The 15498-nt window shown below is 69.9% G+C and carries 13 protein-coding genes; 3 read left to right on the top strand and 10 right to left on the bottom strand.

From position 1 onward, the window contains the following. Positions 1–14 precede the first annotated feature (14 nt). The 3 genes from WH85_RS00745 to WH85_RS00735 all read right to left on the bottom strand — a co-directional run bounded on the left by WH85_RS00745 (position 15) and on the right by WH85_RS00735 (position 1968). Positions 15–446, bottom strand: a complete 432-nt coding sequence (locus tag WH85_RS00745) for a DUF6114 domain-containing protein (RefSeq protein WP_063775447.1) — start codon at positions 444–446, stop codon at positions 15–17. A gap of 4 nt (positions 447–450) precedes the next feature. Then, positions 451–1065 (bottom strand): DUF6230 family protein, encoded by a 615-nt coding sequence (locus WH85_RS00740; RefSeq protein WP_052720043.1) that lies wholly within the window; start codon positions 1063–1065, stop codon positions 451–453. 186 nt (positions 1066–1251) lie between these two features. Next, positions 1252–1968 carry a TetR/AcrR family transcriptional regulator gene (locus WH85_RS00735; protein ID WP_083448703.1) on the bottom strand — a complete coding sequence of 239 codons (717 nt, stop codon included), beginning with the start codon at positions 1966–1968 and terminating at the stop codon, positions 1252–1254. 195 nt (positions 1969–2163) lie between these two features. On the opposite strand from WH85_RS00735, the gene WH85_RS00730 reads away from it, so the two are divergent. Next, a complete protein-coding gene (locus tag WH85_RS00730; RefSeq protein ID WP_045739618.1) occupies positions 2164–2820 on the top strand; it encodes a hypothetical protein in 657 nt (218 codons plus the stop codon). A 105-nt stretch (positions 2821–2925) separates the two neighbouring features. Here WH85_RS00730 and WH85_RS00725 read toward each other — a convergent pair whose 3' ends face one another. From WH85_RS00725 to WH85_RS00715, 3 genes are all read right to left on the bottom strand, one after another. Further along, positions 2926–5376 carry a glycoside hydrolase family 94 protein gene (locus WH85_RS00725; RefSeq protein ID WP_045739617.1) on the bottom strand — a complete coding sequence of 817 codons (2451 nt, stop codon included), beginning with the start codon at positions 5374–5376 and terminating at the stop codon, positions 2926–2928. 181 nt (positions 5377–5557) lie between these two features. Next, the gene (locus tag WH85_RS00720; protein ID WP_045739616.1) at positions 5558–8353 is read right to left on the bottom strand and encodes an AbfB domain-containing protein; all 2796 of its coding nucleotides are present in this window, start codon (positions 8351–8353) and stop codon (positions 5558–5560) included. Between the two features lie 327 nt (positions 8354–8680). Then, complete coding sequence (locus tag WH85_RS00715; protein WP_157410659.1) at positions 8681–9829, bottom strand: GDSL-type esterase/lipase family protein; 1149 nt, start codon at positions 9827–9829, stop codon at positions 8681–8683. Positions 9830–10019: 190 nt separating this feature from the next. Here WH85_RS00715 and WH85_RS00710 point away from each other — a divergent pair, with 190 nt between their 5' ends. After that, positions 10020–11021: an alpha/beta hydrolase gene (locus WH85_RS00710; RefSeq protein ID WP_211275242.1), complete on the top strand. Its 1002-nt coding sequence runs from the start codon at positions 10020–10022 to the stop codon at positions 11019–11021. A gap of 58 nt (positions 11022–11079) precedes the next feature. Here WH85_RS00710 and WH85_RS53615 read toward each other — a convergent pair whose 3' ends face one another. Both WH85_RS53615 and WH85_RS00700 read right to left on the bottom strand, forming a co-directional pair. Continuing rightward, positions 11080–12108, bottom strand: a complete 1029-nt coding sequence (locus WH85_RS53615; RefSeq protein ID WP_045739614.1) for an intradiol ring-cleavage dioxygenase — start codon at positions 12106–12108, stop codon at positions 11080–11082. A 149-nt stretch (positions 12109–12257) separates the two neighbouring features. Further along, entirely contained in the window at positions 12258–12947 is a 690-nt protein-coding gene (locus tag WH85_RS00700; RefSeq protein ID WP_045739613.1) for a GH12 family glycosyl hydrolase domain-containing protein, read from the bottom strand. A 207-nt stretch (positions 12948–13154) separates the two neighbouring features. Here WH85_RS00700 and WH85_RS00695 point away from each other — a divergent pair, with 207 nt between their 5' ends. After that, the gene (locus tag WH85_RS00695; RefSeq protein ID WP_045739612.1) at positions 13155–13970 is read left to right on the top strand and encodes an SAM-dependent methyltransferase; all 816 of its coding nucleotides are present in this window, start codon (positions 13155–13157) and stop codon (positions 13968–13970) included. On the opposite strand, the gene WH85_RS00690 is transcribed toward WH85_RS00695, so the two are convergent. Next, the gene (locus WH85_RS00690; protein ID WP_052720042.1) at positions 13943–14470 is read right to left on the bottom strand and encodes a GNAT family N-acetyltransferase; all 528 of its coding nucleotides are present in this window, start codon (positions 14468–14470) and stop codon (positions 13943–13945) included. The genes WH85_RS00695 and WH85_RS00690 overlap by 28 nt on opposite strands. A gap of 18 nt (positions 14471–14488) precedes the next feature. Further along, positions 14489–15493, bottom strand: coding sequence for a 1-aminocyclopropane-1-carboxylate deaminase (locus tag WH85_RS00685; protein WP_045739610.1), 1005 nt, complete (start codon positions 15491–15493; stop codon positions 14489–14491). Positions 15494–15498 lie beyond the last annotated feature (5 nt).

The following is a 15498-nucleotide window of genomic DNA, read 5'->3' as shown; positions in this document are numbered from 1 at the left end:
GGCACCGCACCACCTCAACGAGCCTCCTCGGTGAACCCCATGGGGAACGGTTTCTCCTCGTGGTGATCATCCGGGTCCGGCGAGGGCGCCGACGGCACGGCCACCTCCTCCTCCACCGGCGCCCACGCGAACGCCAGCGAGCCGCCGACCAGCACCAGGATCATGCCGATGAAGAATCCGCCCATGTTCGACGTGATCCACGAGCTGAAGGCCAGGATGATCGCGAGCAGCGAGTAGAACACCCGCTGCACCGGGTGGAACATCAGCAGCAGCCCGCTGAGCAGGATCAGGATCGGCATCAGGTAGCCGAGGAAGTTCTGCATCCCGACGTGCATCACCACCGGCAGCGGCGCCCAGACGGTCAGGATGATCTCGGCGCCGCCCAGCAGCACGAGGAGCCCGCCCCAGAACGGCCGGGCCCGGCGCCAGTGTTTGAAACCCGTCATCGGCTCAGCAGCCCGACGACTTGAAGCCCATGTTCAGGTTGGGCAGGCGGAACGTGGCCGCCGTGGTGGAGTAGTTGTTCTGCTTGAGGTTGCGGATGGTCACGCTCTCGGCCTGCTGGCTGAACATGCCGAGTGGACCGGTCACGCCGGGCACCTCGGTCAGGGTGCTGGCGTCCTGACCGACCGAGATGTTGTTGAACTCGGCGTCACCGGTGATCAGGTCGGAGTCGACGATCAGGCGGTCGGCGGTCACCGGGTTGCTCTCGCTGCCGGCGCGGATCACCAGGTTGGTGCCGCCGAGGTTGATCGCCTGGCACAGGCCGTACAGCTTGGCGTCGTCGATCGCGGAGACGATCAGCAGTTTCTCGAGGCCGGTCTCGGGGTCCGCGTTCGGGCTGCCCTCCGGCATGTGATCGAGCGTCGCGAACTGCTCGAACCCGTCGCCGTAGAGCCGGGGCGAGGTGACCGTGAAGGGCATGCCGGAGATGGAGAAGGACACCGCGAGCACACCCTTGGCGGTGACCAGGACCAGCCCGAGGGCCGCCAGGGTGACGCCGAACATCATGACGCCGAATCGGCGCCAGCGTGTCCGGCCTGCGGTGACGGAGACGGTGGTCATGCGCGCACTCCTTGCAGCGACGGTCGGCGCGGTGGTCCCTCGGCTCCGCACTGCGGATGCGGGCCGCGGACCACCGCCCGCGATTGAAGCATCTCGATGATTTCGGCGAAGTTACGCCCCAGTAACCCCGATCGTCAAGACCGCGACCGCCCTCGATGGGTGGTGAAAAACCCCGGAGGTGTCCGACTATCGGCCCGGCTCCGCGCAGGGTGCGCTGGCCTGCGGGAACACGGCCGGGGCGGCCAGCTCGGCGAGGGCGGCGTCGCGTCCCAGAAATGGCGCCATCATGAAGAAACTCAATACCGGGCGGGCGTCCGGGAGTTCGGCGAGCCGTCCACTCGCCACGTAGTCGTAGATCGTCGCGTAGACACCCCCGACCACGGCGGCCACCACGCCGTCCGGGGCGGGCGCCTCGGCGAAGAACCGGGCGAACCGTTCCAGCAGTGCGGCACGCTCGGCGCGGGCGGCCGGGCCGGCGGCGTCGATCTCCACGACCGCCATCGTCGCGAACGCGGGCACACTGGCCAGCACGTCCAGTAGCACACCGAGCGCGGCACGGGCGCCGGCCCGCCAGTCCGGCCGGGCCGCGTACGCGTCGTCCATCATCCGCAGCAGCACCGCGGTGCCGTGCCGGTAGGTGTCCAGGAACGCGTCCTCCTTGCCGGCGAAGATCGCGTAGAACGCCGGACGAGTCACTCCGGCCGCCGCGCAGATGTCGCTGACCCGGGCGTTCGGGTAGCCCTTCGCGGCCACCGTGTGCACCAGCGCGTCCCACAGGCGTTCGCGCTGGGTGGCCGCCACCACCTCGGCCGGGACCCGGCGCGGGCCGCGCTTGATCGCCCGTTCGGGATCGCGGCCGGCCCGGGAGCCGGGAAGCGGAGTGGCGAAAGCCGGATCATTCATCGTCATCCCCCAATGTCTTGACATCCGGTCGCCGTCGGGATTAGAACATCGGCAGGTTTCTCTCTCGATGGTGCTGGGCCCGGGGTGCGCTTGTCACCCTCCGCCCGACCCCCGGTCCCCTGCGGAGACGACCGGGTTCGCGCCGGCGTGGTGTCCTCCCCGCCGCGTCCCCACCGCTCTCCGGAAGGTCTCCCCATGCGCAAGCACTGGATCCCCGCCGTCCTGACCACCGCCGTCATGGTGCCGCTGCTCACCGCGGGCCCCGCCCTCGCCGCGGACGGCAACGTCCTCACCACCGGCAGCGCCGGCGGCACCGCGGTCGCAACCGGCAGCACCATCTCGTCCACGCTGGCGACCGGCACCAACGCCACGTTCTACAACGCCACCACCGGCACCGCCGGCATGAGCTGCACCGGTTCCAGCCTGGGCGCCACGGTCGGCGACAACCCTGCCGCGCCGGGCAGCGCGTCCGCCGCCGCCACACTCGGCCTCTCCGGCTGCACGGTCAGCGGCATCGTCGGTGTGCTGGGCGTCAACAGCGTGGCGATCAACAACCAGCCCTACGCCACCACCATCGACAGCGACGGCACGGTCGCCGTCTCCGGCACCACCGCGGCGCCGATCCAGGCGACCCTGGTGCTGCGGACCCTGCTCGGCACGATCACCTGCGTGTTCCAGGCGAACAACAACGCGATCAGCGGGACCAGCAGCAACGCCGACAACTCGATCGCGTTCAGCAACCAGCAGTTCAACCGGACCAGCGGGTCGTCGCTGTGCAGCGCCAACGTCTTCTTCACCGCGAAGTACGCCCCGGTCACCGACGCCTCCGGCGCTGCCGTGTTCGTCAACTGAGACCCTCATCGGGTACGGGACGAAGCAGTCCCGTACCGCGAAGAGGATCGACGCCCCTCCCGGCTCGCGCCGCCACGTGACCGGGAGGGACCGCCGTGCCCGCGGCTATTCCACTATCGCCTCGACGCGGACGACGCCGCCCTCGGTGGCGAGCGGGACCAACGAGCCCTCGACCCGCTCACCCTCGACGAGAAGGTGCGTGACCCGCCCCCGCACCCCGGCCGGTTTGCGGACGGTGATCTCGTAGGTGGCGCCGCGGAACCGCCGGGTCGCGGTGAAGCCGGTCCAGTCGGCCGGCAGCACCGGGTCGACGCGCAGGCCGTCGAAGTCGGGGCGCAGGCCCAGGATCCACTGGGTGATCGCCGCGAAGTTCCAGGCCGCGGTGCCGGTCAACCAGGAGTTCTTGGCCTCGCCGTGGGTCGGCGCGTCCCGTCCGGCGATCATCTGGGCGTAGACGTAGGGCTCGCACCGGTGCACCTCGCCGAGGTCCTCCCGCGCCGACGGGTTGATCCGCCGGTAATAGTCGAACGCCCGGTCACCGTTGCCCACCATCGTCTCGGCGATCATGATCCACGGGTTGGTGTGGCAGAAGATCCCGCCGTTCTCCTTGTAACCCGGCGGGTACGAGGAGATCTCCCCGAGTTCGATGCGGTAGCTCGAGTAGGCCGGCTGCTGCAGCACGATGCCGTGCGGGGTGGCCAGCCGCGCGGCGACGCTGTCCAGCGCCTTCACCGCCAGGCCGTCCTCCAGACCGACCCCGCCGAGGACGCACATGCCCTGCGGTTCGACGAAGATCTGCCCCTCGTCGTTCTCCCCCGAGCCGATCACCGTGCCGTGGAAGTCGTAGGCCCGCCGGAACCAGGCGCCGTCCCAGCCGTGCTCGGCGATGGTGCCGGACATCTTCTCCGCGGCCGCCCGGTAGACGACCGCCTCACCCTCCTGCTCCCGCAGCGCGGCGATGCCGGCCAGTTCCTTGGCGGCCAGCACGAACTGGCCGGCGATGAAGACCGACTCGGCCACCCCGCCGGAGGCGTTCTCGGTGGTCTGGAACGGCTCGCCGGGAGTGTCGGAGAAACAGTTCAGGTTGAGGCAGTCGTTCCAGTCGGCGCGGCCGATCAGCGGCAGGCCGTGCGGGCCGAGCCGGTCCAGAGTGTAGCGCAGGGAACGGCGCAGGTGCTCATAGAGGGACACCTCGGAGCCGGCGGCGTTGTCGAACGGGACCGGCTCGTCGAGGATCGACTGGTCGCCGGTCTCCTTCAGGTAGGCGGCCACGCCCAGGATCAGCCAGAGCGGATCGTCGTTGAAACCCTCGCCGATGTCGTTGTTGCCGCGCTTCGTGAGTGGTTGATATTGGTGGTACGCGCCGCCGGTCGTCTTCTGGGTCGCGGCGATGTCCAGGATCCGTTCCCTGGCCCGCGCCGGAATCATGTGGACGAATCCGAGAAGGTCCTGGTTGGAGTCGCGGAATCCCATGCCGCGGCCGATGCCGGCCTCGTACAGGCTGGTCGAGCGGCTCAGATTGAACGTGACCATGTTCTGGTACGCGTTCCAGATGTTGACCATCCGGTTGGTGTCGTCGTCCGGGGTCGTGACGGTGACCGTGCCGAGCAGCGCGTCCCAGTGGGCCCGGAGATCGGCGAAGCCCTGCTCGACGGTGGCCGGGTCGAGCCAGCGGTCGATGGTGGGTTCGACGGTCACCTTGTTGATCGTCTGGGAGCCGGGCGGGTCGAACTTGGCGTCTCTCGGGTTCTCGGCGTAGCCCAGAACGAAGAGCACCTCCTCGGTCTCGCCCGGATTCACCGTGATTTTCACGTGATGGGAGCCGATCGGCTGCCAGCCGTGGGCGATGCTGTCGGTCGCTTGACCCGTCTCCACCGCGGCCGGGCGGTCATAGCCGCGGTACGGGCCGAGAAACGCTTCGCGCTGCGTATCGAATCCCGATATTTCACGATTTGTCGCGAAGTAGGCGAAGTGGTCGCGCCGCTCGCGGTACTCGGTCTTGTGGTAGATCGTCCCGTCGACCACCTCGACCTGGCCGGTGTTGAAGTTCCGCTGGTAGTTGGTCGCGTCGTCCTGCGCGTCCCACAGGCAGAACTCGACCGAGGAGAACAGCGACAACTCGGCCGCGGTGTCCCGGGTGTTGGTGATCCGGGCCCGCCACACCTCGAGCGTCTCGTCCAGCGGCGCGAAGTAGAGCATCTCGGCCCGCACGCCACCACGCGCCCCGGTGATCCTCGTGTAGGACAGGCCGTGCCGGCACTCGTACTCGTCGAGGTCGCGCTCCGGTGTCGGCTGCCAGCTCGGCGACCAGTAGTCGCCGGTCGCGTCGTCACGGACGTACAGATATCGCCCGCCGACGTCGAGAGGGGCGTTGTTGTAGCGGTACCGGGTCAGCCGGCGCAGCCGCGCGTCGCGGTAGAACGAGTAGCCACCGGCGGTGTTCGAGATGATCCCGAAGTAGGACTCCGTGCCCAGATAGTTGATCCACGGCAGCGGGGTATCCGGCCGGTCGATCACATATTCGCGCTGCTCGTCGTCGAAGTGCCCGTAACGCAACAGGTCCTCCCGGGGTGGAAGTGTGCTTGGGAGCGCTCCCAAACGTGACCATTTTACCTATCGGACACGTGCGGGGAACCAGTCGAACAGTTCGGTTCAAGCCCGGAACTTTCGGCCCTGCACCCCAGAGGCTTCCGGTCCGCCGGGCGATCAGGGCCCGAAAGCCCGGCGGCGGCAACCGTCAGGGCGCCCAGGGAGCGGCGACGTTCCAACTGCTGTCCGCGGTGAGCGTCAGCGGCCGGTCGAAGCCACTGCCCGTGCCCGCCGCGATCCACGCCTGCGCGTCGAAGTGCCGCAGGAACCGGCCCGGGAAGTTGTACGACTCGAACGTCACCCCGGCCCCGCTCAGCCCCGGCCGGGTGCAGAACGTGGCGTCCGCCGCGAACAGCGCCGAGGAGTCCGGCGCCGCCAACCGGATCCGGCTGGAAGCGTGCCGCAGATACTGCCCCGGATAGTTCACCGATTCGAACGAGTAGCAGGACGAGTCGGCCAGACCGTGCCGCAGCGTGAACGTCGCATCGCTCTTCAACAGGGCACTGCTGGACGCGTTCACCGCCTCGGTCCACCCCAGACTGTCCGCGTGCCGCAGGTACCGGTCGGTGTAGTTCCCGGTGGTGACCTGCAGCGACCGCCGCACGTCGAACGGCAGGATCACCGAGCTGCGCCACTGCGCCGTCCCGGACAGGTTCCAGGTCGCGTCCGCCGCGAAGGACGCGGAGCCGTCCGGGGCCGCCAGGTACACGGCCTCCGACTGGTGCCGCAGGTATTGCCCCGGATGGTTGAACGACGCCAGCGAGATGCCGCCGGCGGCCAGTCCGGCACGCGTACACCAGGTGGCGTCGGCGGCGAACGTGCCGCCGGTGTCCGCGTCGAGCCGGACCCGTCCCGAGGCGTGCCGCAGGAACCGGCCCGGAAGGTTGACCGACTCGAAGGAGTAGCAGCGCGGGTCGGCGAGCCCGGCGACCGTCCGGAACGACGCGTCCTGCCGGGCGAGGTCCCCGCTGATCACGTCGGTACGCGCCAGCGAGTCCTGATGCCGCAGGAACCGGTCCGTGTACCCGGCCGTGGTGACCTGGAACGACCGTACGTGCCCGAGGGTCAGCGGCACGGCGGCGTTCTCGTTGCGGGACGCCCGGATCAGGTTCGTCAGGGCCGTCCGCACCTGTGCCGTGTCGACCTTCTGGACCTGCCGGTCGTACGTGAACAGGCCGTTGTACTCGCCCTCCACATCGGTGATCTCGGTGTACACGAAACCGGACAGGCCCTTGCTCGTCATCAGCCGCTGCGAGTCCCGGATCATGCCGGTGAACCGGTCGTTGAGCTGCGCCGCGCTCGCCATCTGCTCGTAGGCGAAGTACTGCCCGTCCGGGCTGTACTCGTGTCCCGGCGTCCGCAGCCCGAGCCCACCGAACTCGCCCAGGATCGACACCCGCGTGCCGGACGGCGACGGCGCGTCCGGCCCGGTGTAGACATGCCAGTCGATCATGTCGCCGGTGCCCGGGTCGCCCTTCGACGCGCAGCAGTTGAAGCCGCTGTGCGCGTTGACCAGCCGTGTCGGATCATAGGATTTCAAAGAAGTGGTGACCCGCTGCGTGTCGGCCAGGTTCCACTCGCCCCAGCCCTCGTTGAACGGCACGTACGTGATCACCGCCGGGGAGAACCGGTGCTCGTCGATGATCTCGCGGGCCTCGGTCTCGAACTGGGCGATCTGCGCGGCCGTCCGGTTCGCGTCGAACGGCGGCGTGGACGGGATGTCCTGCCAGACCAGCAGACCGAGGCGGTCCGCCCAGTAGTACCAGCGGGCCGGTTCCACCTTGATGTGCTTGCGGACCATGTTGAAGCCCAGGTCCTTGTGCTTCTGGATGTCGAAGGCGCGGGCCGCATCGGTCGGCGCGGTGTACAGCCCGTCCGGCCAGAAGCCCTGGTCGAGGGTGCCGGCCTGGAAGACGAACTCGCCGTTGAGGGTGGGCCGCAGCACGCCGTTGACGACCTTGGTGCCGACCTCGCGCATCCCGAAGTAGCCGGTCACCTCATCGACCGCCACTCCACCGGAATTCCGCAGAGACACCCTCAAGTCATAGAGGAACGGGTCATCGGGTGACCAGAGTCGCGCGTTCGGCACCGGGACCCGGAATTCGGTGAACCCGCCGACCGTGCTGCCCACCACCGTCGTCCCGGACACCGCCGAGGCCAGCACGCTGTGCCCACTGACGTCGCCGCGGGTGAACACCCGCACCCGCACGTTTCCCGCGGCCAGATCCGGATAGATGTCGACCGAGTAGATCGACGACGCCGGGGTCGGCTCCAGCCACACCGTCTGCCAGATGCCCGACGTCGGCGTGTAGAAGATCCCGCTCGGATTGTTCGTCTGCTTGCCGACCGGCTGCTTCTCGCCACGGCCGTCGGTCGGGTCGTACACCCGCACGACGATCTCGTTGGTGCCGCCGTTGAGCTGCGGCGTGACGTCCACCTCGAACCGGTCGTAGCCGCCCCGGTGGGTGGTCACCTGGACACCGTTGACCCAGACCGTGGCCTCGTAGTCGACCGCGCCGAAGTGCAGCTGCACCCGCCGCCCGGCCCATCCGGACGGGACGGTGAACGTCCGCCGGTAGAACATCAGGTCCCGGTTGTCGTTGCGCATGATCCCGGAGAGCGCGGACTCCACCGGGTAGGGCACCAGGATGCGTTCCGGAAGCGTCTGCCCGATCGGCGGCGCCGCGTTGCGGTCCACCGCGCCGCCCGCGCCGACGGCCGGATTGAGGAACTGCCATTCGCCGTTCAGCGACTGCCAGTCGGGCCGGGTCATCTGCGGCCGCGGATACTCCGGAAGCGGGTTCGTGGTGGAGACCTGACCGGTCCAGGGCGTGGTGAGCGGCGGCGTCTTCGGCTCGACCGCCGTGGCGGGTGCGGCCGCGGCCACCACACCGGCGGCGGCGATGCTGAGAGCGGCCAGGACACGGGCGAGGGTGCGGCGCATCGGACTCCTTCGAAGAACGGGACGCGAAGGAAGGAAATCGAGCCGGAATGCTGGGGAAACACTCGGGTCGCACACATTCACCCATCGACATTCGTCATCTGTCAAGACTCCGAACAGTTCCCGGAACCAACCCCCAGACCTTCCTTCACGGGTACGCCGTACAGCAGCGCCCCCGGTCAGTCCTCGAACTCCAGCGCGAGACCGCCGCCGGCCACCCGCTCGTACCAGCGGGCGTCCCGGGTCATCACGTCCACGCCCGCATCCAGCGCCGGCATCGCCGCCGACATACACGCCCGTTCCCCGGTCAGGCGGGTGCACGGAAGGCGGTCAGGTGGGTGAGAGGAAAGCGGTGAGGGCATCGGCGGTGAAGGCGGCGCCGCGGTCGGTCATGTGGACCAGGTCGTCGTTGTAGAAGCGCAGCGTGTTGTCCTGTGACGGGGCGGGCTGCCGGGTGGACAGGTCGAAGAAGGCGACCGCGCCCCGCTCGTCCTCGGTGGCGACCTCCCGCCAGGCCTTGTTCAGCCACGCGTACTCCTGGGCCTTCGCGGTCGGGGCGACCCGCGGTGAGCCGTAGACGACGAACGACGGGTCGGTCGGGGTGTTCTCGCGGACGGTGGCGATGATCGAGCGCAGGTCGGCCTTGATGGTCGCGGCGGGGACACCGGAGCGCCAGTCGTTGACGCCCAGCTGGAGCAGGACCAGGTGGGGGCGGATCGAGGCCAGGCGGGGCGCCCACGCGTCGGCGCCCCGGGCGAAGTCGCCGCTGGTGAAGCCGCCGTGGCCGCCGTTGTAGATCTGGATGCCGCGGCTCTCGTCGCCGTCGAAGGTGGCGAAGCCGTGCAGTTCGACGCCGGGGGTCAGGCAGGTGACCGTGACGGTGTGGGCCCCGGCCGGGAGCGGCCCGGACGACCAGGTGGCGTCCCGGTCGGCGAGGGGAGCGCCGGTGGTGACCGCGGCGGCCACCGTCACGCCGTCGACGGCGACCGCGAAGGTACCGCCGCCGGGCTGCGCCGAGTGCCACACCTGGACGCCGGTGCCGGTGAACCGGTGCGACACGGTCTGCCCGGCGGCGGTCAGGGTGAGCGTCTTCATCCCCCAGCCGGCCTTCGCGCCCGGGGTGCCACCGGACCCGGTCACCGGCCAGGTGTATCCGCGGCCGGGCCGGCCCCACGCCGCCGTGTAGTTGTCGCCGCCGGCCGCGCCGGGCACCGGGAACCGGGTGCGCAGGTTCTGGGCGAGGACCGGGACGTATCCCCGGTCGTACCCGGTGACGCCGACGCCCTCGCTGCTGGACGAGCCGATGACGGCGATCACGGCGGGGGCGTATCGCCGGTCGGCGAGGGCGGCGTGCCATGTCAGCAGGGGCAGCCCGATCCCGGCACCGGCCCGGGCCACCGACGGCGGCGTCGCGCCGGTCACCGCCATCGTCGCGGCGAGCGCGCCACCTGCCCGGATGAAGGTCCGACGATCCGCCACCAGTTCTCCCCGCGTGCGTACCGGCCGCATCTCCGCCGGGAGCCGCAGGTTAACAACCGCGATCCACCAGCATCGTTTCCGATGATCCGGGGCAAAAGCGGGCAGGACAACAACCGGACGGCTGTACTGGAGTTGACGATCGGCAGCGCGCCGCCACGAAAGAGTGACCGTTTTCAGACACACTGTGCCCGTGAATCCCTTCAAGATCAGTAGTGGCCAGGTCACCGGCCGGGGTTCACCGGCGCGACGAGCGACCACGGAGGGCACCATCGATCCGGACCGGATCCATCCCGAGCTGCGCCGGGCGGCCCGCCGGGTGCGGGTTCCCCCGATCCAGCGGGCGGCGGTCCGCTGGGCGGCGCAGACGGCCGTCCGCCTGATGCCGACCGTCCGGACCCCCGGGGTGTCGATCGAGCAGGCCGTACGCGGGACGCCGGGAATCCGGGTGCACCGGCCGGCCCGGCAGCGTTCGGACGCCGCGGTGCTCTGGTTCCACGGCGGCGGCCACGTGATCGGGCGCGCCTCCCAGGACGACCGGCTCTGCGGGGCCACCGCCGCCGAACTGGGCACGGTCGTGATCAGCGTGGATTACCGGTTGGCGCCGCGTCACCCGTACCCCCGCGGTCTCGACGACGGACGGACGGCCTGGACCTGGCTGCAGAAGCATGCGCCCCGCCTGGGCGTCGATCCGGACCGGGTGATCGTCGGCGGTGCCAGCGCGGGCGGCAATCTGGCCGCCGGACTGGTGCAGCTCCTGCACGACGAGGGCGGGGTGCGGCCGGTGGCGCAGTGGCTGTTCTGCCCGATGCTCGACGACCGCACCGCGGCCCGCCGGGACCTGGACGACCTCGGTCATCTGGTGTGGAACAACCGGCTCAACCACTACGCCTGGGCGGCCTATCTGGGGTACGAGCCGGGCGGGCCGGACGTTCCGGAGCACGCGTCCCCGGCCCGCCGGGAGGATCTCAGCGGGCTGCCCCCGGCGTGGATCGGCGTCGGCGACGTCGACCTGTTCCACGACGAGTGCCTGGCGTACGCGCGACGCCTGCGCGACGCCGGGGTGCCGGCCGTGGTGCACACCGTCGCGGGCGCCCCGCACGGCTTCGAGGGCTGGGCGCCGAACGCCGCGGTGAGCCGGGAACACATCCAGGCCGCCCAGTCCTGGCTGGCGCTGTTCACCAACGGCGACTGAACACGCGATGGCCCGGAGCCGAAGCCCCGGGCCATCGCTACTCACACAACAATGCTCGTCACTGGGCGGGAGCTCCCGAGGGCGGGGTGCCGCCCGGGCCGCCACCACCCGGCGCGCCCGACGGGGGCGTGCCGCCGGGGCCGCCACCACCGGGAGCACCGGACGGCGGGGTGCCACCCTCGCCGCCGCCACCGGCGGGAGCGGCGCCGGCGGTCGGGGTCGTGGTGGTGTCCACCGCTGCGGTCAGCTTCACGGTGTATCCGCCGCTCACGTCACCGGTCACGGTGGCGAGCTGGCTGGCGCCGGCGTCGTCACCGAAGACGTTGTCGGTCGCCAGGGTGAGCTGTGCCAGGTTGGCGACCGAGGCCTCGTAGCCGGTCTCCTTGTAGACGGTGTCGCAGTACTCCTGCGGGATGGCGACCTGCGAGGTGGCGATGGCGTTCGTCGCGTCGGTGATGCTCGCCTGGTCCGGGTACACCTCGAAGTGGATGTGCGGCCACCGGCCCGTGTAGCAGGCCGGGAAGATGCTGGTGAACGTCACCTTGCCGGAGTCGTCGGCGACCTGCACGCCGCGCAGGTAGTTCTCCTCGGTGACCCCGTCGGAGTACATCGAGTAGAGGCCGGCCCGGTCGCAGTGCCAGACGTAGACGGCCACCCCGGCGAACGGGGCGTCATCGTTGGCCATGTCGGTGATGGTGAGTTCCAGCGTCATCGGCACGCCCTCGGCGGTGCCGCTCGCGTCACCGAAGCTGGACCGGATGTCGCTGCGGACGATGCCGCTCTCCTGCAGGACGTTCGGCCCGTTGGAGCCGTCGCCCGGGTACGGCCCGGCGGTCTCGTCCGGGATCTCGCCGGTCGAGGTGGACGATCCGGTCGAGGCCGAGGACGTCGTGGAGTCCGTCGTCGAGGAGCCGTCGCTGCAGGCGGCGAGCCCCAGGGTGGCGGCACCGATCCCGAACGCCCGCAGGACCTGACGGCGTCCCATCAGGGTCCCCAGGTCGAACCCGAGACCCTGATCGAACACCTCCTCGTGCGGTTTGGGAAGGCGCCGCCCCTGGTACGTCGGTTCGTTCTGTCGTGATGCCACGTGTCCTCCGATCGGCGATACCGTGCGGTATCGCCGGTTCGCAATGTGCCGATTGCCAACTTCGACCGCGTTTGAACCGCGGTACGGCACTATGCAAACACCGAAGGCTATGGATGCCCTGTGCCGGGCTGTGCACCCGGCATGAACCGTCAGGACGCCGAGGCCGAGTAACTGTTGGTGACGAAGTTCAGGCCGCCGCTCGACGAGGTGATCTCGTAGCCGAACTGGATCGTGCTCAGCGTGACGTCGCCGTACCAGCCGCGGGTGCGGATCCAGTCCAGGACCGCCTTGATGTCGACCGTGCCGGCACTGGTGTTGCCGGTCCGGACGAAGGAGAACACCTGGTTGGCGCCGTTGGACCCGGAGTAGACGTTCCAGGTGTGCCCGCCGACCGTGGCGGTGGTCTGCAGACTGCCGAGCGGGCCGACCGCGCCGGTCTTGTTCATCCACAGCATGATCTCGTACGTGGTGCCGTTCGCCCAGATGTCGTAGGCGGTGGCGTACGCCCCGCTGGACGGCACCGTCACGTTGAAGCTGCTGCTCGCCGACCTGAGCGAGCTGAGCTTGATGTTCACGCTCCTGCTGGCGTTCGGGTACGACTTCACGCCGCCGGTGTTCGGGTGGTTGGCCCAGACACCCCAGTTGCTGTACGAGTTGGCCCAGATGCTCTGCGGCCCGGCGCCCGAGCCCCAGATGTTGTTGTAGAGGGTGTAGCCACCGTTGGTCCAGGTGGCCCACTGGTCGGAGGACCCCCAGGTGGCGGCCCGGGCCGGCGCCTGGCCGACGGCGATCAGCACCGCCGCGACGACCAGGGAGAACAGGACACGTAGTTTCCGCATGCGTAGCTCCTTACGGGGATTCGTCGAAGCGCTTCGACAGCGGCCGGACATCGCCGGGGATCGATGCCTGACACTCGCACCCTAACAGCCGCGTGACGATCACGTTGCGGAAATGTTTCTCGATCCGTCGTCCACAATGGATCACGGATCGGCGGGGATGCGTTACTCTCGGTGCCATCCGCAGGCCTGACCACGGGGAGACGAACAGTGGCTGAGGAATTCGCGCCGCCGGGGCTGGACACCTCCACGTCGCATCCGGCCCGCCGCTACAACTACTGGCTCGGCGGCAAGGACCACTTCCCCGCCGACCGGGCCTCCGGCGACCTGATCGAGAGCGTGCACCCGACGGTCCGGCTCTCCGTCCGGGAGAACCGGGCGTTCCTGCAACGGTCCGTCCGCTTCCTGGCGAGCGAGGCCGGCATCGACCAGTTCCTCGACATCGGCACCGGCCTGCCCACCGCCGACAACGTCCACGAGGTCGCCCAGCGCATCCACCCGCACACCCGGGTGGTCTACGTCGACAACGACCCGATGGTCGGCGTGCACGCCCGGGCCCTGCTCACCAGCAACCCCGAGGGCCGCACCGTCTATCTCCAGGAGGACCTGCGGTCACCCGGCGCGATCCTGGGCAACCCGCAGCTCAAGGAGACCCTCGACTTCGGCCGCCCGATCGGCCTGATGCTCGTCGCCGTGCTGCACTTCCTGCCCGACCACGCGCAGGCCACCGCGGTCGTCCGTGAGCTCGTCGACGCCCTGCCCTCCGGCAGTTACCTCGCCGCCACCAACTTCACCCTCGACCACAGCAGCCCACGGCTCGCCGCCGTCGCCCGGCAGATGATCGAGCAGGGCCGGTCGGACGCCCACCCGCGCACCAAGAAGGAGTTCGGCGACTTCTTCACCGGCCTCGGCCTGATCGGACCCGGCATCGTCCCGGTCGCCGACTGGTTCCCCGAGGTGCCGGACGACGAGCGCCCGACCCCCGAACAGATCGGCATCTACGCCGCGGTCGGCCGCAAACCCTGACCGTCGAGCTCCCGGCGATAGCGGGTCTCCGGCAGCGACAGTCCCAGACTGTCGTCGATGCGGGTGGCGCCGTCCGGGCGCCAGCCGCCGATCTCGTAGAAACGCCGCGCCCGCCGGTTGGTGTCCAGCACCCACAGCGTCGCCGTGTCGCAGCCCGCTGCGGCGAGCACGCGCAGGCCGTCCGCCAGCAGGCGCCGGCCCGCGCCGCGGTCCCAGTGCTCCGGGAGCAGGTAGAGCGCGTTCACCTCGCCGGTGGCGTCCGGGCCGGCGGCGACGTTGACGAAACCGCCCACCACGCCGTCGGCGTCCTCCCAGACCAGCACGGCGATCGACGGGTGGTCACCGGCCAGCCAGCCCCGCCAGCGGACCTCCCGTTCGGCGACGTCGAGTCCGTCCAGATGGTCCTGCGGCATCAGCCCGTGATAGGCGGCCTGCCAGCCGCGCACGTGCACGTGCGCGAGCGCGGCGGCATCGGCGATGGTCGCTCTCCGGATCGTCACATCCGGCATCGTTTCATGTCAGAACAGCGCGGAGTACGCGTTGAGCGCCGGCTGACCACCCAGATGGGCGTACAGAACCGTCGATCCGCTGTCGATCTCACCCCGCCGCACCAGGTCGATCAGTCCGGCCATGGACTTGCCCTCGTACACCGGGTCGGTGACCATGCCCTCGGTCCGCGCGGCGAGTCGCATCGCGTCCAGAGTGGTCTCGTCCGGGATGCCGTAGATCCCGGCGTGGTACCGGTCGTCGAGGATGATCTCGTCGTCGGTCAGGTCGCGGGCGCCGATCAGGGACGCCGTGGCACGCGCGATCCGGGCCACCTGGGCGTGCGTCTCGGCCGGCTTCGCGGAGCCGTCGATCCCGATCACCCGGCGCGGGCGGCCACCGGCGTCGGCGAACCCGGCGATCATGCCGGCCTGGGTGCTGCCGGTGACCGAGCAGACGATGATCGTGTCGAAGAAGACGCCCAGCTCCTGCTCCTGGGCGATCACCTCGTGCGCCCAGTTCGCGAAGCCGAGGCCGCCGAGCCGGTGGTCGCTGGCACCAGCCGGGATCGCGTAGGGCGTGCCCCCGCGCTCCTCGACCTCGGCGATCGCCGCGTCCCAGCTCTCCTTGAAACCGATGCCGAAACCGGCCTTGACCAGCCGCACGTCCGCCCCGGCCAGCCGGCTGATCAGGATGTTGCCGACCTTGTCGTAGACCGCATCCGGCCAGTCCACCCAGCTCTCCTGCACCAGCACACACTTGAGGCCGGTGGCTGCCGCGACCGCGGCGACCTGGCGGGTGTGGTTGGACTGCACGCCACCGATCGACACCAGGGTGTCCGCGCCGGCGGCGATGGCGTCGGCCACCAGGTATTCCAGCTTGCGGGTCTTGTTACCGCCGTACGCGATGCCGGAGTTGACGTCCTCGCGCTTCGCCCAGATCGCGGCGCCGCCCAGGTGGGCGGTGAGCCGGTCGAGGCGGTGCACCGGGGACGGGCCGAACAGCAGCGGATGGCGGGGGAAATCGGCGAGCGGCATGCGGG

The sequence above is a fragment of the Actinoplanes rectilineatus genome, from assembly GCF_000962825.1.
GTDB classification, from domain to species: Bacteria; Actinomycetota; Actinomycetes; order Mycobacteriales; family Micromonosporaceae; genus Actinoplanes; species Actinoplanes rectilineatus.
This window is presented reverse-complemented; position numbering and strand designations above follow the sequence as displayed.

What these genes read in the sequence shown, in the direction of transcription:
- WH85_RS00720 (WP_045739616.1), bottom strand. Translation starts at nt 8,353, where the DNA reads ATGCGCCGCACCCTCGCCCGTGTCCTGGCCGCTCTCAGCATCGCCGCC.
- WH85_RS00700 (WP_045739613.1), bottom strand. Translation starts at nt 12,947, where the DNA reads ATGCGGAAACTACGTGTCCTGTTCTCCCTGGTCGTCGCGGCGGTGCTG.
- WH85_RS00685 (WP_045739610.1), bottom strand. Translation starts at nt 15,493, where the DNA reads ATGCCGCTCGCCGATTTCCCCCGCCATCCGCTGCTGTTCGGCCCGTCC.
- WH85_RS00745 (WP_063775447.1), bottom strand. Translation starts at nt 446, where the DNA reads ATGACGGGTTTCAAACACTGGCGCCGGGCCCGGCCGTTCTGGGGCGGG.
- WH85_RS00730 (WP_045739618.1), top strand. Translation starts at nt 2,164, where the DNA reads ATGCGCAAGCACTGGATCCCCGCCGTCCTGACCACCGCCGTCATGGTG.
- WH85_RS00735 (WP_083448703.1), bottom strand. Translation starts at nt 1,968, where the DNA reads ATGAATGATCCGGCTTTCGCCACTCCGCTTCCCGGCTCCCGGGCCGGC.
- WH85_RS00740 (WP_052720043.1), bottom strand. Translation starts at nt 1,065, where the DNA reads ATGACCACCGTCTCCGTCACCGCAGGCCGGACACGCTGGCGCCGATTC.